This is a genomic window from Chryseobacterium sp. T20 (assembly GCF_047345655.1).
Lineage (GTDB): Bacteria > Bacteroidota > Bacteroidia > Flavobacteriales > Weeksellaceae > Chryseobacterium.
Map to the genome: position 1 here is coordinate 285964 of NZ_JBLFDU010000003.1, position 19056 is coordinate 305019.

Annotated in this window: 19 protein-coding genes; 8 read left to right on the plus strand and 11 right to left on the minus strand. The window is 35.7% G+C overall.

The genetic code is table 11. The features are described 5' to 3' along the window. The first annotated feature begins 174 nt into the window (after window positions 1-174). The 4 genes from ACMA47_RS09815 to ACMA47_RS09830 all read left to right on the plus strand — a co-directional run bounded on the left by ACMA47_RS09815 (window position 175) and on the right by ACMA47_RS09830 (window position 3166). Window positions 175-1365, plus strand: a complete 1191-nt coding sequence (locus tag ACMA47_RS09815; RefSeq protein WP_413929648.1) for an endonuclease — start codon at window positions 175-177, stop codon at window positions 1363-1365. Between the two features lie 51 nt (window positions 1366-1416). Next, window positions 1417-1836 (plus strand): DUF6146 family protein, encoded by a 420-nt coding sequence (locus tag ACMA47_RS09820; protein WP_413929649.1) that lies wholly within the window; start codon window positions 1417-1419, stop codon window positions 1834-1836. Window positions 1837-2086: 250 nt separating this feature from the next. Then, complete coding sequence (locus ACMA47_RS09825) at window positions 2087-2344, plus strand: hypothetical protein (RefSeq protein WP_413929650.1); 258 nt, start codon at window positions 2087-2089, stop codon at window positions 2342-2344. Between the two features lie 54 nt (window positions 2345-2398). Then, the gene (locus ACMA47_RS09830) at window positions 2399-3166 is read left to right on the plus strand and encodes a GLPGLI family protein (protein ID WP_413929651.1); all 768 of its coding nucleotides are present in this window, start codon (window positions 2399-2401) and stop codon (window positions 3164-3166) included. Between the two features lie 133 nt (window positions 3167-3299). Here the strand turns inward: ACMA47_RS09830 and ACMA47_RS09835 are convergent, their stop codons facing one another. Together ACMA47_RS09835 and rho are read right to left on the minus strand one after the other, a co-directional pair. Further along, window positions 3300-3896, minus strand: a complete 597-nt coding sequence (locus ACMA47_RS09835) for a superoxide dismutase (protein ID WP_034691558.1) — start codon at window positions 3894-3896, stop codon at window positions 3300-3302. A 194-nt stretch (window positions 3897-4090) separates the two neighbouring features. Then, entirely contained in the window at window positions 4091-5923 is a 1833-nt protein-coding gene (gene rho / locus ACMA47_RS09840) for a transcription termination factor Rho (RefSeq protein ID WP_413929652.1), read from the minus strand. 144 nt (window positions 5924-6067) lie between these two features. Here rho and ACMA47_RS09845 point away from each other — a divergent pair, with 144 nt between their 5' ends. The 4 genes from ACMA47_RS09845 (at window position 6068) to ACMA47_RS09860 (ending at window position 9958) form a co-directional block, all read left to right on the plus strand. Further along, window positions 6068-6457 (plus strand): DUF4293 family protein, encoded by a 390-nt coding sequence (locus ACMA47_RS09845; protein WP_216443473.1) that lies wholly within the window; start codon window positions 6068-6070, stop codon window positions 6455-6457. Between the two features lie 143 nt (window positions 6458-6600). After that, the gene (locus ACMA47_RS09850) at window positions 6601-7521 is read left to right on the plus strand and encodes a M28 family peptidase (protein WP_034691565.1); all 921 of its coding nucleotides are present in this window, start codon (window positions 6601-6603) and stop codon (window positions 7519-7521) included. A 232-nt stretch (window positions 7522-7753) separates the two neighbouring features. Continuing rightward, entirely contained in the window at window positions 7754-9592 is a 1839-nt protein-coding gene (locus ACMA47_RS09855) for an ABC transporter ATP-binding protein (protein ID WP_034691567.1), read from the plus strand. An 18-nt stretch (window positions 9593-9610) separates the two neighbouring features. After that, window positions 9611-9958: a DUF1801 domain-containing protein gene (locus ACMA47_RS09860; RefSeq protein ID WP_413929653.1), complete on the plus strand. Its 348-nt coding sequence runs from the start codon at window positions 9611-9613 to the stop codon at window positions 9956-9958. Between the two features lie 50 nt (window positions 9959-10008). On the opposite strand, the gene ACMA47_RS09865 is transcribed toward ACMA47_RS09860, so the two are convergent. The 9 genes from ACMA47_RS09865 to rsfS form a co-directional block, all read right to left on the minus strand. Continuing rightward, window positions 10009-11820 carry a hypothetical protein gene (locus ACMA47_RS09865; protein ID WP_413929654.1) on the minus strand — a complete coding sequence of 604 codons (1812 nt, stop codon included), beginning with the start codon at window positions 11818-11820 and terminating at the stop codon, window positions 10009-10011. A gap of 294 nt (window positions 11821-12114) precedes the next feature. Continuing rightward, window positions 12115-12435, minus strand: a complete 321-nt coding sequence (locus ACMA47_RS09870; protein ID WP_413929655.1) for a helix-turn-helix domain-containing protein — start codon at window positions 12433-12435, stop codon at window positions 12115-12117. Window position 12436: 1 nt separating this feature from the next. After that, complete coding sequence (locus tag ACMA47_RS09875) at window positions 12437-12850, minus strand: transposase (RefSeq protein ID WP_413929656.1); 414 nt, start codon at window positions 12848-12850, stop codon at window positions 12437-12439. A gap of 97 nt (window positions 12851-12947) precedes the next feature. Continuing rightward, a complete protein-coding gene (locus tag ACMA47_RS09880) occupies window positions 12948-13940 on the minus strand; it encodes a helix-turn-helix transcriptional regulator (protein WP_413929657.1) in 993 nt (330 codons plus the stop codon). A gap of 423 nt (window positions 13941-14363) precedes the next feature. Further along, window positions 14364-15020 carry a phosphatidylserine decarboxylase family protein gene (locus ACMA47_RS09885; RefSeq protein ID WP_413929658.1) on the minus strand — a complete coding sequence of 219 codons (657 nt, stop codon included), beginning with the start codon at window positions 15018-15020 and terminating at the stop codon, window positions 14364-14366. A 4-nt stretch (window positions 15021-15024) separates the two neighbouring features. After that, a complete protein-coding gene (locus ACMA47_RS09890; protein ID WP_413929659.1) occupies window positions 15025-15897 on the minus strand; it encodes a phosphatidate cytidylyltransferase in 873 nt (290 codons plus the stop codon). 24 nt (window positions 15898-15921) lie between these two features. After that, window positions 15922-16503, minus strand: a complete 582-nt coding sequence (locus ACMA47_RS09895) for an LUD domain-containing protein (protein ID WP_165790439.1) — start codon at window positions 16501-16503, stop codon at window positions 15922-15924. Window positions 16504-16639: 136 nt separating this feature from the next. Beyond that, the gene (gene ftsH / locus ACMA47_RS09900; protein ID WP_413929660.1) at window positions 16640-18661 is read right to left on the minus strand and encodes an ATP-dependent zinc metalloprotease FtsH; all 2022 of its coding nucleotides are present in this window, start codon (window positions 18659-18661) and stop codon (window positions 16640-16642) included. A gap of 21 nt (window positions 18662-18682) precedes the next feature. Beyond that, a complete protein-coding gene (gene rsfS / locus ACMA47_RS09905; RefSeq protein WP_047376360.1) occupies window positions 18683-19048 on the minus strand; it encodes a ribosome silencing factor in 366 nt (121 codons plus the stop codon). Between the last annotated feature and the right edge of the window lie 8 nt (window positions 19049-19056).

The following is a 19056-nucleotide window of genomic DNA, read 5'->3' on the forward strand; positions in this document are numbered from 1 at the left end:
AAATTTTGCAATTCAGAACTTTTTTAACATTATTTTTCCTTAACATTGCAATCTTTTAAGAATCATTATAAAAGAGAGGTTCGAATTACTGCTTTTAAATTTACAAATATTTAAAACGCAGCAAGTTAAAAAAAAGTAAATTTGTAATTAATAGTATAATAAAACTCCAAAGAGATGAAGAGATTTTCGAGTCTGTTTGCCCTGTTTATTTCGATCGTGGCATTCTCCCAACAACAAGGAAAACTGAGAAAAGTAGCAACCGTAGGTTTCTTAAATGTAGAAAACCTTTGGGACACTATTCGCTCAGCAGATTATATTGACGGAACCAAAGACATTAAAAACCCTGCTTTCCACAGAAGTATCCCGATGGATTCTATTCAGTTTCTGGAAGCAGAAAAATATGAAGGACCATGGAGCGATGGAGCTTTAAAAGGGAAAAAAGCAGTAAGACTACAAAGTGGTTCTGAAGAATTCACTCCTAAAAGCGCTAAGAACTACGGAACTAAAATTTATAAGGCAAAACTGGCTAACGAAGCTAAGGTGATTTCTGAAATGGGAGCACAATATACCAAAACAGCTCCGGCAGTGGTAGGTTTAATTGAGGTTGAAAACAGACAGGTCATTCAGGACCTTGTGAACGAACCTGCTTTAAAGAAATATGACTACGGAATTATTCATTACAACTCTTATGACTACAGAGGAATTGACGTGGCATTGATTTATCAGAAAAGAAGGTTTACCCCAACCAATTCATTAAAAAAAGAACTGGTAATTTACGGTGACAACGGAAAAAGAGAATACACAAGAGACATCCTTGTAGTAACAGGATTTTTAGATAATGAAAAAGTAGCGTTTTTTATGAACCACTGGCCTTCAAGAAGAGGTGGTGAAGCAATTTCTCTACCTAAAAGAAATGCTGCTGCAGCTTTATTAAAACAACAGATGGACAGCGTAAGAGCTGCAGATCCAACAACAAAGCTTTTTGCTATGGGTGACTTTAATGATGATCCTGTAAGCCCAAGTTTAAAAAACCATTTGAAAGCTCAGGCAAACCCTAAAGATTTAAGTGAAGAAACTCCATATCTTAATCTGATGTATCCTTTATATAAGAAAGGAGTTGCCTCTTTGGCTTATCAGGATGCTCCCAACTTATTTGATCAGATTATCGTTTCTAAAAACATAATTTCAGATCAGGTAACTAAAGAATATTCTGTGTACAAAGCAGAAATTTTCGCTCCTGCTTATCTTGTCAATAAAGAAGGAAATTATAAAGGATATCCTTTCAGATCATGGAACGGAGACCAGTTTACAGGAGGCTACAGTGACCACTTTCCGGCATTTGTAGTTCTTCAGAAAGAACCATAAAAAAATTAGGCACTCTTATTGGAGTGCTTTTTTTATATAAATACCTATATCATGAAAAATATTATTTTATTAGTAATGATTGCATTGGTACCTTTCAGCTGTTTTTCTCAGGAAATACCAAAGAAAGATAAAGAGCAACATGAAATGAAGCCTTCTAAAAATGAAGACGGAGAATGGGAACTTACCGTTATTGATCCCCAATTTGATTATTTCCTGAGTGCTGTCGCCAAACCTATCAGCCAGTATACAGAATCTTATCTGAAGACCAAAAACACATTTTTGGTCAATGAATGGAACAGCTATTATTATTCCGGCAGATACAGAAATATTATTGAATCCGGGATAGATTATGATCCTAAGGAAAATTACGGAATCAAGTTTGAATATAAATTATACCAGGTTTTCGCCTATGTAAACTGGAAGTATAAGCTAAGATTGAACGGATTATCCGGAAGTGATGCAATAAGGTAAATTTAAAACATAGTCAATAAAAAAGGTTCAAAGTAATTTTGAACCTTTTTTATGTAAATGCTGTTCAAATTCCATTGAAATACTCAACAAAAAGTCTTTCTTAATAGTATTCCGAATTTCCGTAGTAAAAAATACAGCCCTTTCCCAATGGCACAAAAACTACTGAAAAACAGAGACTTAACATAAAAAAAATAATTCACACATCATTTGGTTTATTTTATATTTTAGTAACGAATTAAAAAAACTCATTATGAAAAAAATTATTTTATTAGCAGCTTTCGGAGTTGCAGGATTAGTAAATGCTAAAAGCACAGTAGTGTCAAATAATGATTCCAAGGTTACAGAAATCAGAGAAAAGGAAAACAAAGTAAAAGCATTTGGATGTATGCAGGTTTTTGTTCAAACATCTTGCGGGCTTAATTCATACACAACATGGTGTAGCGAATGGGGGACAGAGTGTTTAATGAGCGATGCAGAAGCCGTTGAACAAATTAACTGCCATCAGTAATAAAAAATAACTCAGATAGTAAATAAACTATCTGAGTTTATAATTACGTAAAAAATGAAAAAAATATTATTACTGCTTATTATTAGCATTACAAGTTTCATTCAGGCACAAGAGGTGAAATCAAATACCGCATTTTATTATAAATATACATTCATGCGTGATTCCTTAGATAAAGACCGGAAATTTGACGAAACGATGGTACTACTTTCAGATGGCAAAGAATCTATCTATAAAAGCTTCTCCAAAACACGTAGAGACTCAATCGTACAAAGCAATTTTGCGAAAGGAAATTACTCTATAAACTTTGCCGCCATGCCACAAGCAAGGGTAAATCATGAAGTATTTTATAGTGTAGATAAAAAAATCAAAATACTTGATAAAATTGTCAACAAATTTTATGGATATTCCACTGAATCAATAACATGGAAAATAGAAAATGAGAAAAAGAAAATAGGTGAATTTAATTGCCAAAAAGCAATTTGTACGCTAGACAACAGAAAGTTTATTGCTTGGTTTACTTCTGATATTCCATCGAATGATGGTCCATTCCGATTTAAAGGCCTTCCGGGGCTGATTGTTGAAGTATATGATTTAAACTCCTATTTTACATTTAGTTTGATTGGTATTAAGAAACAAAACTTGATTATAACTTTACCAAAAAACTTTATTGAAACAACAAAAGCAAATTTCATTAAAGAAAGAACCGATTTTTATGCCGACCCTGCCGGAAAAGCTAAAATGTATATGGGGAGTAGTGTTCAACTAGCAGACCCAAAGGTTATTAACGAAAAATTTAAAAAAGACAATCTATTCATAGATTAAAGAATAAAGGAGACTGTCTAAAAGCACCTTTCTCTCAGACTCTTGTGTGACAAATTTTGTCATTTAAGAAATTCTCAGAGTGTTGGTCTACCTTTTGAGACGGTCTCCTTTTCATTTTTATAATAGCTGAAAATTATTTATTGAATAATTCTTCTACTTTATCCCAGTTTACTACATCGAAGAATGCAGAAACATAGTCAGGTCTTCTGTTTTGGTAGTTTAAATAGTAAGCGTGCTCCCAAACGTCTAATCCTAAAACCGGAGTTCCTTTAACGTCTGCTACAGGCATTAATGGGTTGTCCTGGTTGGGTGTAGAAGAAACAGATACAGAACCGTCAGCATTTTTTACTAACCAAGCCCATCCTGAACCGAATCTTGTTTTAGCAGCATCAGAAAAATCAGTTTTGAATTTATCAAGACCTCCGTAATTTTCGATAGCAGCCTTTACATTTCCTACAGGCTCTTTGCTTCCTCCAGGAGTTAAAATTTCCCAGAATAGAGAGTGGTTGAAGTGACCTCCTCCGTTATTTCTTACTGCTGGCTTGTCAGTTCCTGTCTGGCAGATTTCTTCAATCGTTTTTCCTGCTAGTTCAGTTCCTTCAATTGCTTTATTTAAATTGTCAATGTATGCCTGGTGGTGTTTTGTATGGTGGATTTCCATAGTTCTTGCATCGATCGTTGGCTCTAATGCATCGTATGCATATCCTAGTTTTGGTAATTCAAATGACATAATCTTTATTTTTAATGTTATATTTCAAAATTAGCCAATATTTAAGGTATTATCAAGGATTGTGGATTACTTTAATAAATCTTTAACATTGATATATTGATTTAGAATGAATTAAGTTTTAATTTTTTTATCCTATTAATAAAAAGCACGAACCCAATGATCCGTGCTTTCTATTTAACAATATTAAATTAAATTTATTTATTCATAGACATCAGGAATTCCTCATTATTCAGAGTTCCTTTGATGTTCTTATTAACAAATTCCATAGCTTCTACAGGATTCATTTCAGAAAGATATTTTCTGAAAATCCACATTCTCTGAGAAGTTACTTCATCCAGAAGCAGATCATCTCTACGGGTGCTGGAAGAAATAAGGTCAATAGCAGGATAAATTCTTCTGTTCGCAATTTTTCTGTCTAGCTGAAGCTCCATGTTACCTGTACCTTTGAATTCTTCAAAGATAACTTCATCCATTTTAGATCCTGTATCAATTAATGCAGTCGCAATGATTGTCAGAGATCCTCCACCTTCAATTTTTCTTGCCGCTCCGAAGAATCTTTTTGGCTTGTGAAGAGCATTGGCATCTACCCCACCGGAAAGTACTTTACCAGATGCAGGCGTTACGGTGTTGTAAGCTCTTGCTAATCTTGTAATAGAATCCAGTAAGATCACTACATCATGTCCGCATTCTACCATTCTTTGTGCTTTTGCAAGAACAAGGTTGGCTACTTTCACGTGTTTTTCTGCTGCTTCATCAAATGTAGAGGCAATTACTTCTGCATTTACACTTCTTTCCATATCAGTAACCTCTTCCGGACGTTCATCAATCAAAAGAACCATCATGTATACTTCCGGGTGGTTGGCTGCAATAGAATTAGCAATATCTTTCAGCAACATCGTTTTACCGGTTTTAGGCTGTGCAACGATCATTGCTCTCTGACCTTTTCCGATAGGTGCAAATAAATCTACAATTCTGGTAGAAATGGTAGAATTGCTTCCTGCCAAATTGAATTTTTCTTCCGGGAAAAGCGGAGTAAGATATTCAAAAGCAACACGGTCTTTGATAAATGCAAGATCACGTCCGTTTACTTCTGTTGGTTTTAACAATGAAAAGTATTTCTCACCTTCTTTTGGAAGTCTTACAATTCCTTTCACCGTATCTCCGGTTTTTAACCCATAATTCCTGATCTGTGCTGTAGATACATACACATCATCCGGAGAAGAGATATAACTGAAATCTGAGGAACGTAAAAATCCGTAGTTATCCGGTAAGATTTCCAAAACACCTTCAATACTTACCAATCCATCGAAATTGAATTCTTTTTTATGGTCGTGCTGCTCCTCTGCCTTTTCAGAATGTCTGTTTTGATTCTGATTTTGGTTTTGGTGCTGATGCTGATGTTGTTGGTTTTGATTTTTATGTTGGTTTCCACTGTTCTGTGGATGGTTGTGCCCTTTTTGGGGTCTGTTAGCCTGTGGTTGTTGAGGATTGTTAGGCTTTTCTTCAGCCTGAGCAGGCTCTTGAGGTTCTGTGTTTTTTGGAGTTTCAGTTCTTTCCTGAGATACTTCTGCATTTCCTGCATTGGTAGAAACTCTTTTTCTTTTCTTTTTTGCCTGAGCTGTTGCTGCTGACTCTTCTGTTACTGTTGCTACAGTGGTTTCAGCTTTTGGTTCTTCCGGTTTTATGTCTTCAGAAGCAGCTACCTTTTCTTCTACTATTTCCTCTGTTTTAGTTTCTACCGGAGCTTTTGCTGGTGCTTTTGGCTTGGCTGCTGTTTTTTTCGGGGCAGCTTTTTTTGCCGGGGCTTTGGCAGGTTTTTCTGCTGGAGCCTCTTCAGTATTTACACTGGCGGTTTCTGTGGCGTTGAAATAATCTTTTGCAACTTTAGGGTTAGAAGCCTGAAAGTCAAGAATAGCAAAGATCTTGTCATTTTCATTGCTGGTTCTTGCAACTTTAACGCCCAAATCTTTTAAGATTTTAGTCAGTTCCGTTACGGATTTTGACCTTAACGTTTCTATGTTAAACATATTTAATGTAAAAATGTAATTAATTGTGAGTAAGAAAAGTAAGTCCGGTGACTTTTGTTTTCAAGTACATTGTATAATGCAAATCTACACTTATTTTTGAATTGTGCAAAATTTATATTATTTTTGCCAAGAATTTAATATTCAATGCTACAGAGAATACAAACAATATGGACTTTATTAGCAGTTTTAGCTGCTGTTTTCCTTTTTATAACAGGACAGGATGTTGTCATTTCAGACAGTATTCCTTTACTTAATATAAGCTGTATAGTACTTGTTATTATCGGAGCATTAAGTATTTTTAGTTTCAAAAACAGAAAAAGACAAATTTTGCTGAATACCATCAGCATCATTATAAACGCTTTGTTGATTGGTGTATTGGCGTACTGGTTACTAAACTTATCCGGAGGAATTCAGATTCCTGAGAAGGGTATTGAGCCGATTTTCCCATTGATTGCGGTCATCTGTCTGCTTATAGCAAACATTTACATCCGTAAAGATGAGAGGCTCGTAAAATCTGTAGACAGACTTCGATAGCCTTACAACGATTTTTTGAGTGAGAACAGCTTCTTTTTAGGAGCTGTTTTTTATTTGTCATCCATTCTTAATTTAAATTATGTAAATTCATTGCAACTTTTTGATTAAAAACACGACAGATCATATAATTTTAACAAAAGACAATGAAAAAGCTAACGTATCTTACTTTATCACTATTCTCCATATTTACTTTTGGACAGGAAGTTTCCAAGGAAAGAGTAAAAACAGTTCTTTCCACTCTCGCTTCAGATGAAATGAAAGGCCGTGAAATCGGAACTCAGGAAAATGAAAATGCAGCTAATTATATTGCGAAACTTTTCAAAGAAAATAATCTGGAATATTGTACCGGAAAATCTTATCTGGTGCCTTTTGACTACAACGGAAAGACCGTATACAATGTTTGCGGAATCAAAAAAGGAAAGTCAGATCAGTATCTGGGCTTCTCAGGGCATTTTGACCATATCGGAACCAGTGATAAAAGCGGAGACAATATTTATAACGGAGCAGATGATGACGCCAGCGGAATCACAACTCTGGTAGGCATTGCCGATTATTTTAAAAATAAAAAACCGGAATTTTCTATGGTGTTCATGGCATTCAATGGAGAAGAAAAAGGAATGCTGGGTTCAAGAGCGATTTCCACCGATAAAAATCTGGATCACATTTATAATAAAATGACTGCTCTTTTCAATTTTGAAATGGTTGCTACAGAGTCTCAATGGGGAAAAAATGCATTATATATGACAGGAGATGGATTCTCAGATCTTGATGAGCTTTTCAATCAAAATGCAGTAAACGGGTTAAAAATCAATGCAGATCCCTATGCAAAACAGCAGCTATTCTACCGTTCAGACAATGTAAGCTTTGTCAAAAAGAAAATCATTGCCCATTCATTTTCTACTGTTGATATGACCAAAGCGTCTCATTATCACCATGAAAATGATGACATCAACGTTGTAGATTTTGATAATATGACACAGATCATCAATAATTTGGGAAAAACACTGGATAAACTGAGTCCTAAAAATTTTGCTCCTAAATACAATGATCAGGTGAAATTTTAAGTGAAATAATATAAAAACTGCTGTTTCAGCGGTTTTTTTATTAAAGAGCAATACCTTACGATCTCCTGTTTTTAAGCCCTATTCAGGTTTATGTATTCAAAAAAATAATGCTTAATAGCGCTGAGTTGTAACAAAAAGACACTTTTTGAAACTTATCCAGTAAAGTAAAACAGGATTAAGAACGTCTTATCTTTTAATTTTACGTAATTTTGCTATCCAATTTTTTCATTGAATGAACCAATATATTAAAATACTAAAGTTCGCAAGACCTCACCAAAAATACATCTACGGAAGTTTGTTTTTCAATCTTATGTATTCTGTATTCCAGATTGCTTCCTTAGGGACAATCCTACCAGTTTTGGGAATGCTTTTCGGAACCATTGAGGCTAAAAAATACAGCCATCCCCCTGTGTATTCGGGAGAAATTTTAGATTTCTTCTCCTATGCAAAAGAATATGCCAATTATTATGTTCAGAGTTTAGTAACCCAATATGGAGCACTTAACGTTTTGGCGTGGCTTTGTGTGATCACAGCTTTTATGTTTTTGCTGAGAAACCTTTTCAGATATTTAGGTTCATTTTTATTGATCAATTACCGTGTAGGGGTTACCAAAGACCTTCGTGGAGCGATGTACAGAAAGATTCTTGCTTTACCTGTTTCCTTTTTTACAGAAAGCAGAAAGGGAGATCTGATGTCCCGTATGTCCAATGACGTGGGTGAAGTTGAAGGTAATATTTTAGGAAGTTTAGTTGAATTAATCAACGCCCCTTTCATGCTGATCAGTACATTGGTGACGCTTTTCTTTTTAAGTACAGAAATGACGCTTTTTTCTCTTTTAGTATTGCCTGTAATGGGAACAATGATTGCTTTAATAGGAAAAAGCCTGAAAAAAGATTCTCACCAGGCTCAAAATGAAATGGGAAATATTTTCTCGATTGTAGATGAAACATTGAAGTCTACAAAGGTGATTAAAATTTTCAGCGCAGAAAAAATAATGGACAACCGTTTTATGCAGTCTATGCAGAAATGGATCAACAGTTCAATAAATTTAGGAAGAAAAAAGGAACTGGCCTCGCCTATGAGCGAATTTTTAGGATCGGTAACATTCTTGATTATTGCCTGGTACGGTGGAAAGCAAATCATTGTAGAACAAAGTATTTCACCTGCTGATTTCTTAGTTTTCCTGGGTATTTTCTTCCAGATTTTACCTCCTGTGAAAAGTTTATCTCAATCTATTTCGAATGTACAGAAGGGTGAAGCTTCTCTTGAAAGAGTTTTGGCGATTCTTGATGCTGATGTGAAAATTGACGAAGTACCTAATCCTGTTTCTATCTCAACATTAAATAGTTCAATCGAATTTAATAATATTGGTTTTTATTACGATAAAGATCATACGATTCTTAAAAACTTCTCACTTTCTATTCCAAAAGGGAAAACGGTTGCTCTTGTTGGGCAAAGTGGAAGTGGTAAAACAACGATTGCTAATCTATTAGCAAGATTCTATGATGTTTCGGAAGGAGAAATTCTGATTGACGGAACAGATATCAAACATTTAAAATTACAGGAATACCGTAAGCTATTGGGAATGGTAACCCAGGAATCTGTATTATTCAACGATTCCGTTTACAATAATATTCTGATGGGTAAACCTGATGCCACCAGAGAAGAAGTGATTGCAGCCGCTAAAATTGCCAATGCAGACGCATTTATCACCACCCTTCCAGAAGGATATGATTCCAATATCGGAGATGACGGAGGTAAACTTTCCGGAGGTCAGAAACAAAGGGTTTCTATTGCCAGAGCTGTATTGAAAAACCCACCTATCATGATTCTGGATGAAGCCACCTCCGCACTGGATACGGAATCCGAAAGATTCGTACAGGATGCTCTGGAGAAAATGATGGAAAACAGAACTTCTTTAGTTATTGCTCACCGTCTTTCTACCATTCAGAAAGCAGACTGGATTGTAGTAATGGAAAAAGGTGATATTGTGGAACAGGGAACTCACCACGATCTGATTGCAAAAAGAGGAATGTATCACAAACTTGTCGAACTTCAGAACTTCGACTAATCTTTTAATTGAATTAAAATGAACCCTATACAAGAGTATTTCTACAGAATCGAAGAGCCTGAAAGAAGTACTCTTTTATTTTTGCGTGATACGATCTTAGCTTCAGATCCGGAAAATATTACAGAAACATTCAGTTTCGGTCTTCCGTTTATCAAATACAAAAAGAAAATGCTGTGCTATTTCTATTACAGCAAAAAATATAAAAAGTATTACCTGAGCTTTTATCATGGTGACAGACTTGATTATCCCGAACTGATCCAGGACGGCAGAAAGAAGTTTAAAATCCTTCTTATTGATATGGAAGAAGATATTCCTGTAGAATTTATAATAAGTCTGACAGAAGAGATTAAAAAGTATATAAAATAAAAAAACTCCGGCACGAATAATCGTGCCGGAGTCATCTTTAAAAAACTTGATCATTTTGTGTTTATTCCGTTGAACTCTGCCTTTTTAATTGCCCAGGCAAGAGCATTCGCATAGAATATTGAGTTATATACATTCATTTCGTAGGCAGCTGCTCCATTTCCATAATTAGGCTTAGCGATAGGCTTATAGTTCGTATCTGCATAGAATGGACATATCGTATCAGAAGTATTGGGAGAAGTAACTGTTCCACATTGGGAGTTAAATCCTCCATCTCCTACCCAGATGAAGTTTAATGTATTATGCTTAAACGCAGTTACACGCCCAACAGTTCCCGATGGAGAAGCTGTAGAAATATTTGTATCTCCTGAATAGACTGTAATTTCACTTGATGGCAAGCCGGTTGCATACGTTGTAGAAGAAGCATCTTCTCCCCATTGCAATCCTCTGATATCTCCGAAAGGACCGTTCAGTATTTCATCATTGGTCATTGGCAGTTTATAAATAGCTCCTGCACTGTTTACACTTCCTGTATTTACTGATCCGTCAAAAACATTTCTGAAAAGATTCTGCATTCCGGCATTACTTTCAGAATAAGCTACGATTACACCACCTTTTGCCAGATAATTTTTTAAAACCTGTGCTTCCGCAGCATTCATACCCCACGCATATCCTATGACGATTATATCTACAGGATTAGATCCGGTGGTCCAGGTCGTTAACTGTGCAGCACTCGGGCTGTCTGTACCATCTATGATCTGATCCCATCCTTCGTATTTTACGATGCTGTTGGCCAGTGTTCCAAAATTAGCGGCCGCTTTAGTTACCATTCCTGATGGAGAAGTTCCTGAAACATTATATCCACAACCATTTGGTGCCGTTCCGATTGTTAAAAGTTTTTTCTTTGGAACCACCACAATCACATTGACAGAACATGTTGTAGATACACCTCCCTGGCTGTCTGAAGTAATTGTTATTGTTTTTACTGTCGTAGAAGAAGGTGTTCCCGTTCCTCCTAATGTTATATTCTGATTTCCTGTAGCCGTAAAGGTTCCTGACCCGCTGAAAGAAATTCCGTCAACCGTGTTGGTTGTAACAGTGTAGCTTCCCAATGTGGAAACATTCACTGGTAAAGTAATGGTATTGGAAGCGGTAAGAGCCGTTCCTACTTTATAAATACCGTTTACGGTGGCACTACCACAGCTCATTGTATACGTTCCTGCAGGACTTAACACAGCAATAGAAATGGCAGGAGTACAGGTAACAGTTGTTCCATTGGCTTCCAGCGACACATTATCTGTCTGAATATTCTGAGGAACACCCTGCCCCGGAATCTGTATGGTTTGTGTTCCGGCATTTAGAAATACTCCGGTTCCATAAAAATTGTATCCGTTTGTGGTAGTTCCGGAAATGGTATAATTACCCGGTTTTGTTACATTCACTGCAATGCTCAGATAATTTGAGTTGGTAAGCTCTTTTCCTTTTACATAGCTACCCATGGCTTTGGATGTGGAACAGTCTATGGTAAAGACAGCTTTCCCCATCTGTCCGCAGACACTTTTCCATTCGTTATCCGCAAGACTCCAGTAATTGAAACAGTCTTCTGTGGTGTTGTAAATCGTCAAACCATCATCATTGGATTGATTGATTACAATTGCATTTCGCTGTGCTTCAGTTAAACGAGGAATAAGGACTCCTTTGTTATTATTTCCTGAAACAACATCCAAAACGGAATTAGCGTTCGGGGTTGTAGTATTAATCCCTACTGCACCATTGTTGGTCTGAGAAAAAGATTTTCCAAAAACAAAGAGCATTGCGATGAACAAGACTTTGATTGAAGGCATTGTAAATTTTGTTTCCATCATTGTATAAGTTATAATTGTTTGATAATTAAATTTTAACCTGAACATTTAACTTCCACAAAATTATCAACCACAGACGATTACAAATTAATTCACGCTACGCAATACTACTCACGCGTAGTAAAACTCACAAAACACCAATGACTTATCATCACATTCAACACAAATAAAAAAGTTGAGTTATTAAAAAAAACTCAACCATAAATTCAAAAACAAAATCAAAACAGCATAAAATCAATTCTTTCTTATGTAATAGAAAAAAATAAAACAATTAGATTAAACAGAATACAACACTTTTTATGATTTAAAAATGGTTTTCCATTTGGCAATAGTATTTCGGCTTATCTTAAAATGATGGCTCACCTGAAGATTAGTCAGTCCATTTCTTTTTTGGTAACTGAGAATTTTCAAAATAGATTCTTCATCATAAGAACGGAGTCTCTGATTATTACATCCAACTGTATAGTTAGCGTCTCCAAAAATCAATTGATTAAATTTCAGAATATCAAAAGCTGAATGCAATGTTTCCAGCTTAAGCCTTATGGCCGCATCCAGTAATTTCTCAGGAAACTTTTCTTCAAGAATATCGGTATAAATCTGCTTGTAATCAGGAATCATATTATATTTTTTTCATCCATTTATATAAAGTGGTCTTGGGTATTCTATACCTTTTAACAGCATCATTGGCTGTCATTTTACCCGTTTTTATTTTATCAAGAATAAAATCTTTAACCTCCTGTGTGTAGATACTCTTTCTGAAAACCAGAGTATCATTCTTTTGAGTGAATTCATTATCAATTCTGGACTGCGGAGCATACAAAATCAGATGGCCTGTATAAAACCTAAAAAAATCGAATTTTAAAAGCTTACACCATTTCAAAAGAACATCAGTATCCATACTTTTGGCATGAAACATCATCTCTACTTCCTCTTCCGTTCTGTTTAAAAACCGGGAAATTCTTTCTATTGAAATCTGATATTCTTCTACTTTAGACCTGATCAGGTTTCCAATATGAATGTCTTTAATATTCATCACAATGTTTTTAAGTAAAAATATCGACAAGAAACTCAAAAAATACCATCAAAAGCTACTCAACACTACGTATGAGTAACAAAAATCAGAATTTTGTTTAAATTTTTATAAGAAAGCTATTGATATTAATCTCTGAGGAAATATTTAATTTTTTCCGGATTCTGTATTTTTTACTTTCCACAGCCCGAATACTGTTATTGGTACACTGTGCTATTCTTTTTGTGTCAAAATCCAGCTTCATCAATGCGCAGAAGTAGAGCTCAGAATGGATCAGATTAGGATTTATTTTTAAAATATCAGGAATAAAATGAGGGAAAAATACCTGGAATTTTTCAAAAAACATGGGCGAATTGCTTTCCGCCAAATTCAATATTTCCTGAATGTTTTCTTCTGAAAGATGATTGATGAGCATCTGGTGTTTCATCAGTTCCGCATTCGTTTTTACCAAATCTTTGATGGTAGAATCTTTTTCTTTTTTATCGGAAATCAGACCATGAATCAATGCGTCTTTCTGGGTAATAAAAACGATATCCATCAGAAAAGAGGCAACGGAAAATAAAATATTCAGCAATTTTATTGTTTTAAAATCCTCTTTTTCTATAAATCTGCTTTTGGGAAGAAAATCAAAATCAAAGTAAAGGCAGGCAATAAAATTAATGCTGATCATAAAGGCAATGAAAAAGATAGCAAAAGAATCTTTTTTATAATTCAGAAAGAACGGAACTGCAAACAGAAGACAGAAATAAAAATATTCCACCCCTGCATTTTTGTAGGTATAAATATTAAAGAAGTTTACGATAAAAGTAAGCAATACGAATATCCCGATAATGGAAGTTTTCAAAACTCTTTTAAACCGTTTGGTCTTTCCTTTTATAGCCATCAGAAACAACCAGAAAAATGTAATAACGGTAAGAACTATGGAGATCAGCATATCCCCGAAAAAAGTAATAATAAAGATGGAGTAAAACAGGAATATGAAAAACAATAAAAGTAAGTACCGGTTAATAAGATGAAGATAACTACTTTCAAAATCATCATCCATATTCTCAGCTTCGTCGTTGATCACCTTAAAGAAAAACTTATAAATCATCTTGTTGTTTTTTTATGCTTTCACAAGCTTAAGTTGGCATTCGTACTCCTGAAAGCATAAATTTCCCAATATTAACAGCCTTTCATGCAAAATAAAAAATCTACAACACGAAATGTATAGTCTTTTTCAGCATTAAAAAGGATATGATTAAGGTGTTTTCTAACTACAATTTATTAAAATTTTCAAATGAAATACCATTTTTGACAATAAATTAATAAGCATTTACCTCAGATCACTTAAAAGCAAGAGCTTGTGTTTTTAAGCATGCAAAATTATTGATCTCAACGTAAAAGCATCAATCTTCCGATACGCAATATTACTCATGCGTAATTTAAACTTAAAACACTCAAATGAGGCTTCTGTTTACTAAATAAAAAAGAGAGCCTTTATAGCTCTCTTTTGATTTTATATACGATAAGAATATTAATTTTCTTTCAGTTTGGCGATAACATCTTCACCTCCTTTTGTAATATCTCCGATTTTACAGATAATCTCAGTATCCAAAGGCAGGAATACATCCATTCTGGAACCGAATTTAATAAATCCGAACTCATGTCCGGCCTTTGCTTTATCCCCTTCATTACAGTAGAAAACGATTCTTCTTGCAACATATCCGGCAATCTGTCTGAAGACTACTTTATGATTAGTCATCGTCTGAATAGCTACCGTAGTTCTTTCGTTCTCTGTAGAAGACTTTTCATGCCATGCTACCAGATATTTTCCCGGGTGATATTTTTTGTAAATCACTTCTCCCGAAACCGGATATCTACAGATGTGAACATTAAGTGGAGACATAAAAATAGAAACCTGGATAGCTTTTCCTTTTATAAACTCATCCTCTTCCACTTCTTTGATCATTACCACTTTTCCGTCTACCGGAGCAATAACATTTTCTCTGTGATCAAGAATATTACGATCCGGAACTCTGAAGAACCAGAATACTAAACCGTAAATAACCAACAAAGGCATAATGATCACCAGTGACCATATTTCAAGGAAATAAATTGCTAAAGCACCCAGAATAATAAAAAGCAGGGTTGCAACGGTAATTGTTCCTTTTGATTCTCTATGTAATTTCATGAGACTAAATAAATTTTTCTAAAATAAAGTACAAATATACGACAGGAACGCAGATAATAAAACTATCCAGTCTGTCTAAAACTCCTCCATGCCCGGGAATAATGTTTCCACTGTCCTTTACACCGAAGTTTCTCTTCAATTGACTCTCCACCAAATCTCCTAAAGGAGCAAAGGCAGCAATCAGAAATCCTACAACCATCCAGTTGCCTCTCAGCTCAGGCTGATAATGTTCAATAAAGTAGGATAAAACCAATGTTAAAACGACACCTCCGGCATACCCTTCCCATGTTTTTTTAGGGGATATTTTAGGAGCCATTTTATGTTTACCGAAGAATTTTCCTACCAGATACGCAAAGGTATCGCTGCTCCAGATCAGGATGAACAGGAACAGAACCTCCAAAGAGAAGCTATCACTATAGCTTGAGAACTTTGGCAACCCCAATGCAAAACTAAATGGCAGGGCTACGTAGATTACGGTAAAAATAAGTTTCCCACTGTCGAAGTATAATTCGTTGGGATATTTGAATAATGTAACCACAGCAATCCCAATAAGTGCCAGTGCCAGTATTTCACTAAGCCTGAAATCAAAAAAGAAATCGTGATTAAAATATCTTTTGGAAAACATGTAGAATATAAAAATGACCAATGGATATACGACCCATTTTTCATAGCCGTTTCCAAACTTCATGATTTTGACACACTCCCAGGTTCCTACAATCAGCAGCAGGCTCATTAATCCATGATAAAGATACTGTTGCTTGATAAGACCAGGTGCAATATTGTTCAGCAGCTGTGCTCCCAGCGGAGTAGAACAAAGAATAATGATAGCTACATAAACGATACCTGATAGGGTTCTTTGAATGAGATTTTTGTCCAAAATTTAAAATTTAGAAGTGGTTGCTTAATCTTCAAGCAGCAATAAAAACAGTTTTGTATTGGAATTGGAAGAACTGTCCATTTTCGACTGGCTTCCGCTTATGGAAGTAAGGTTCTTGATATTTCCGTTTCTTTTTATTTTCCCCATAGCGTCATTCAGGTTGTTTACAATCTGAGAAACATTGGCAATGATGATAATTCTATCGGGAAGCCTTGAAGAATGATAATGAAGAATATTATTATGTGAAAGCATGATTCTGCCGTCATAAGCGATCAGATATTCACAGGTGATGAATGCGGCGTCATTAGACGGCTGTAGTTCTGAAGTATAGGTAGACTTCACAACGTTCAAAAAGTTCTGAAGTTCTTTATCCCAACAAAAAAGATTGTGGATACCTTCTATTTTGATAATTTGATTTAAAGTTTGTAGAGCCTCCGCTTCATCTGCACAATAATTAAAAAATCCCCCCGAATGCGTAAATAATTGCGCAAACTTATAGTCAAGATCCGCATTTTTCAGCGAATCCCCAAGCTTCTCCAGGCTCTGTTTGTCCTCTTCTTCAGGCTGGTTGGTAAGTTTGCTTACAATCCTCTTGAATAAATTCAACTTAATCTATTTTTAGTCAACTTTATACAAAAATAGAAAATTAATTACAATAGTGTCCAAAATATCTCCTTAAATATGAAAAAACCTGACAATTTTGCAGTTGTCAGGTTTTTATGAATTCTATTTTTTAATAGTCTTAAAGCTGTGTTGGGCTTTCTGGAGCCTGAATTTCGCTTTCTTCTTCTTTTTCTTTGATCTGAGGTGTTTCCACTACTACCGGCTGATCTTTTTCAGGAATAGTATTGGTTACAGGCTTCTCTGTCAATTCAGGATCCCATGCTCTTTTTCCGAATATTTCTTCTAAGTCTTCACGGAAGATCACTTCTTTTTCCAGCAGTTTGTTAGCTAAAGCATCCAGTTTATCTTTATTATCAGCAAGGATTCTTATTGCTCTCTCATATTGGTTTTCAATGATAGATTTAATCTCTGCATCAATCTTAGTAGCCGTTTCTTCAGAATATGGTTTTCCGAAATTGTACTCAGACTGGCCTGAACTGTCATAATAAGAAATATTACCAATGTTCGGGCTTAATCCGTAGATTGTTACCATTGCCTGAGCTCTTTTCGTCACTGTCTCCAGGTCAGAAAGTGCTCCTGTAGAAATGTTATTGAAAATAACCTGCTCTGCTGCTCTACCTCCTAATGTTGCACACATTTCGTCCAACATCTGTTCAGTCGTGGTAAGCTGTCTTTCTTCAGGAAGGTACCATGCTGCTCCCAGTGAACGCCCTCTAGGAACGATCGTCACCTTTAAAAGCGGAGATGCGTGTTCTACCAACCATGAGATTGTAGCGTGCCCTGCTTCGTGATAAGCCACTCTTCTTTTTTCAGAAGGTTTGATTGCTTTATTTTTCTTTTCAAGACCACCGATGATTCTGTCTACAGCATCAAGGAAATCCTGTTTTGTTACTGATGTATGGTTATTTCTTGCTGCGATAAGCGCTGCTTCGTTACAAACATTTGCAATATCTGCTCCACTGAATCCTGGAGTCTGTTTTGCAAGAAACTCTCTGTCTACATTATCATCAAGTTTGATCTTTTTCAAGTGAACATCAAAGATCTGTCTTCTTTCGTGAAGTTCCGGAAGGTCTACATAGATAGAACGGTCAAAACGTCCTGCTCTCATCAAAGCTTTATCAAGGATATCCGCTCTGTTGGTTGCTGCCATTACGATAACGTTGGTATCTGTTCCGAAACCATCCATTTCAGTAAGAAGCTGGTTCAAAGTGTTCTCTCTTTCGTCGTTTCCACCGGAGAAATTATTCTTTCCTCTGGCACGTCCGATAGCATCAATCTCATCAATGAAGATAATGGCCGGAGATTTTGCTTTAGCCTGAGCAAAAAGGTCTCTTACTCTGGAAGCTCCTACTCCTACAAACATTTCAACGAAATCAGAACCTGAAAGTGAGAAAAACGGAACTTTAGCTTCCCCTGCAACAGCTTTTGCCAATAAGGTTTTACCTGTTCCCGGAGGCCCTACTAAAAGAACTCCTTTAGGAATTTTACCTCCCAGTTTTGTATATTTTTCAGAGTTTTTCAAGAAATCTACTACTTCCTGAACTTCTTCTTTAGCACCTTCCAATCCTGCAACATCTTTAAATGTTACCTGAATTCTTTCTTTTTCGTCGAAAAGTTTCGCTTTAGATTTTCCGATAGAGAAGATCTGTCCGCCAGGACCTCCACCTCCGCCCATCTTTCTGAAAAGAAGGAAGTAGAATAATCCAAGAATAGAAATCCAAACCAATGCAGGAACTAAGATGTCCATTAATGCACTCTTACCAGTTCCGTAATCTTTAGTTGTTTTAATAACCGGATTGCTGGCCTTAACCTGTTCAAATTTCTGAAGGAAAAGTTGAAGGTCTCCGTATTTCACAGAAAAATCTGCTTTAGGAGCCATTTCGAAGGCAGAAAGAGGGTTGTTTTCTTTACCGGTTTTGGAAACCATTGCCGATTTTGCTTCTTTTGTTAGGAAAACATCAGCTTTCTCTATGTCTTTGTATATAATTATATTCTGGACTTTGCCCGCCTGCATTTCTCTAAAGAAACCATCTTCATCAATAGATTTTGCTGCATCACCTCCAAGGAAATTGGAGCCAAAGAATAGCAAAAGTGCTACGATTGCAATAGGAAAGAACCAGTTGAATCCTTTATTATTCATTTAGACTTTTTAAAATTTTTATTATTCATTTTCAATTTTGGTAATGACTGCGTCACCCCAAAGCTCTTCTATGTCGTAGTACTCACGTACCTGTTTTTGGAATATATGAACCACCACTGAAACGTAATCCACCAATACCCACATCGCATTTTCAGTACCTTCTACGTGCCAAGGTCTGTCCTGCAGTTCGTTTCTTACTTTCTTCTCTACACTACCTGCCAATGCAGCTACCTGTGTATTTGAGTTTCCACTACATATCACGAACGTTTCTGCTACGGAGTTTTCGATGTTTGAAAGATCGAAGATCATAATGTCTTCCCCTTTTACATCCTGGATAGCTTCAACGATTTTATCTATTAACGCTTGTTTTTCTGCTGTTTTATTCATTAAAAAAA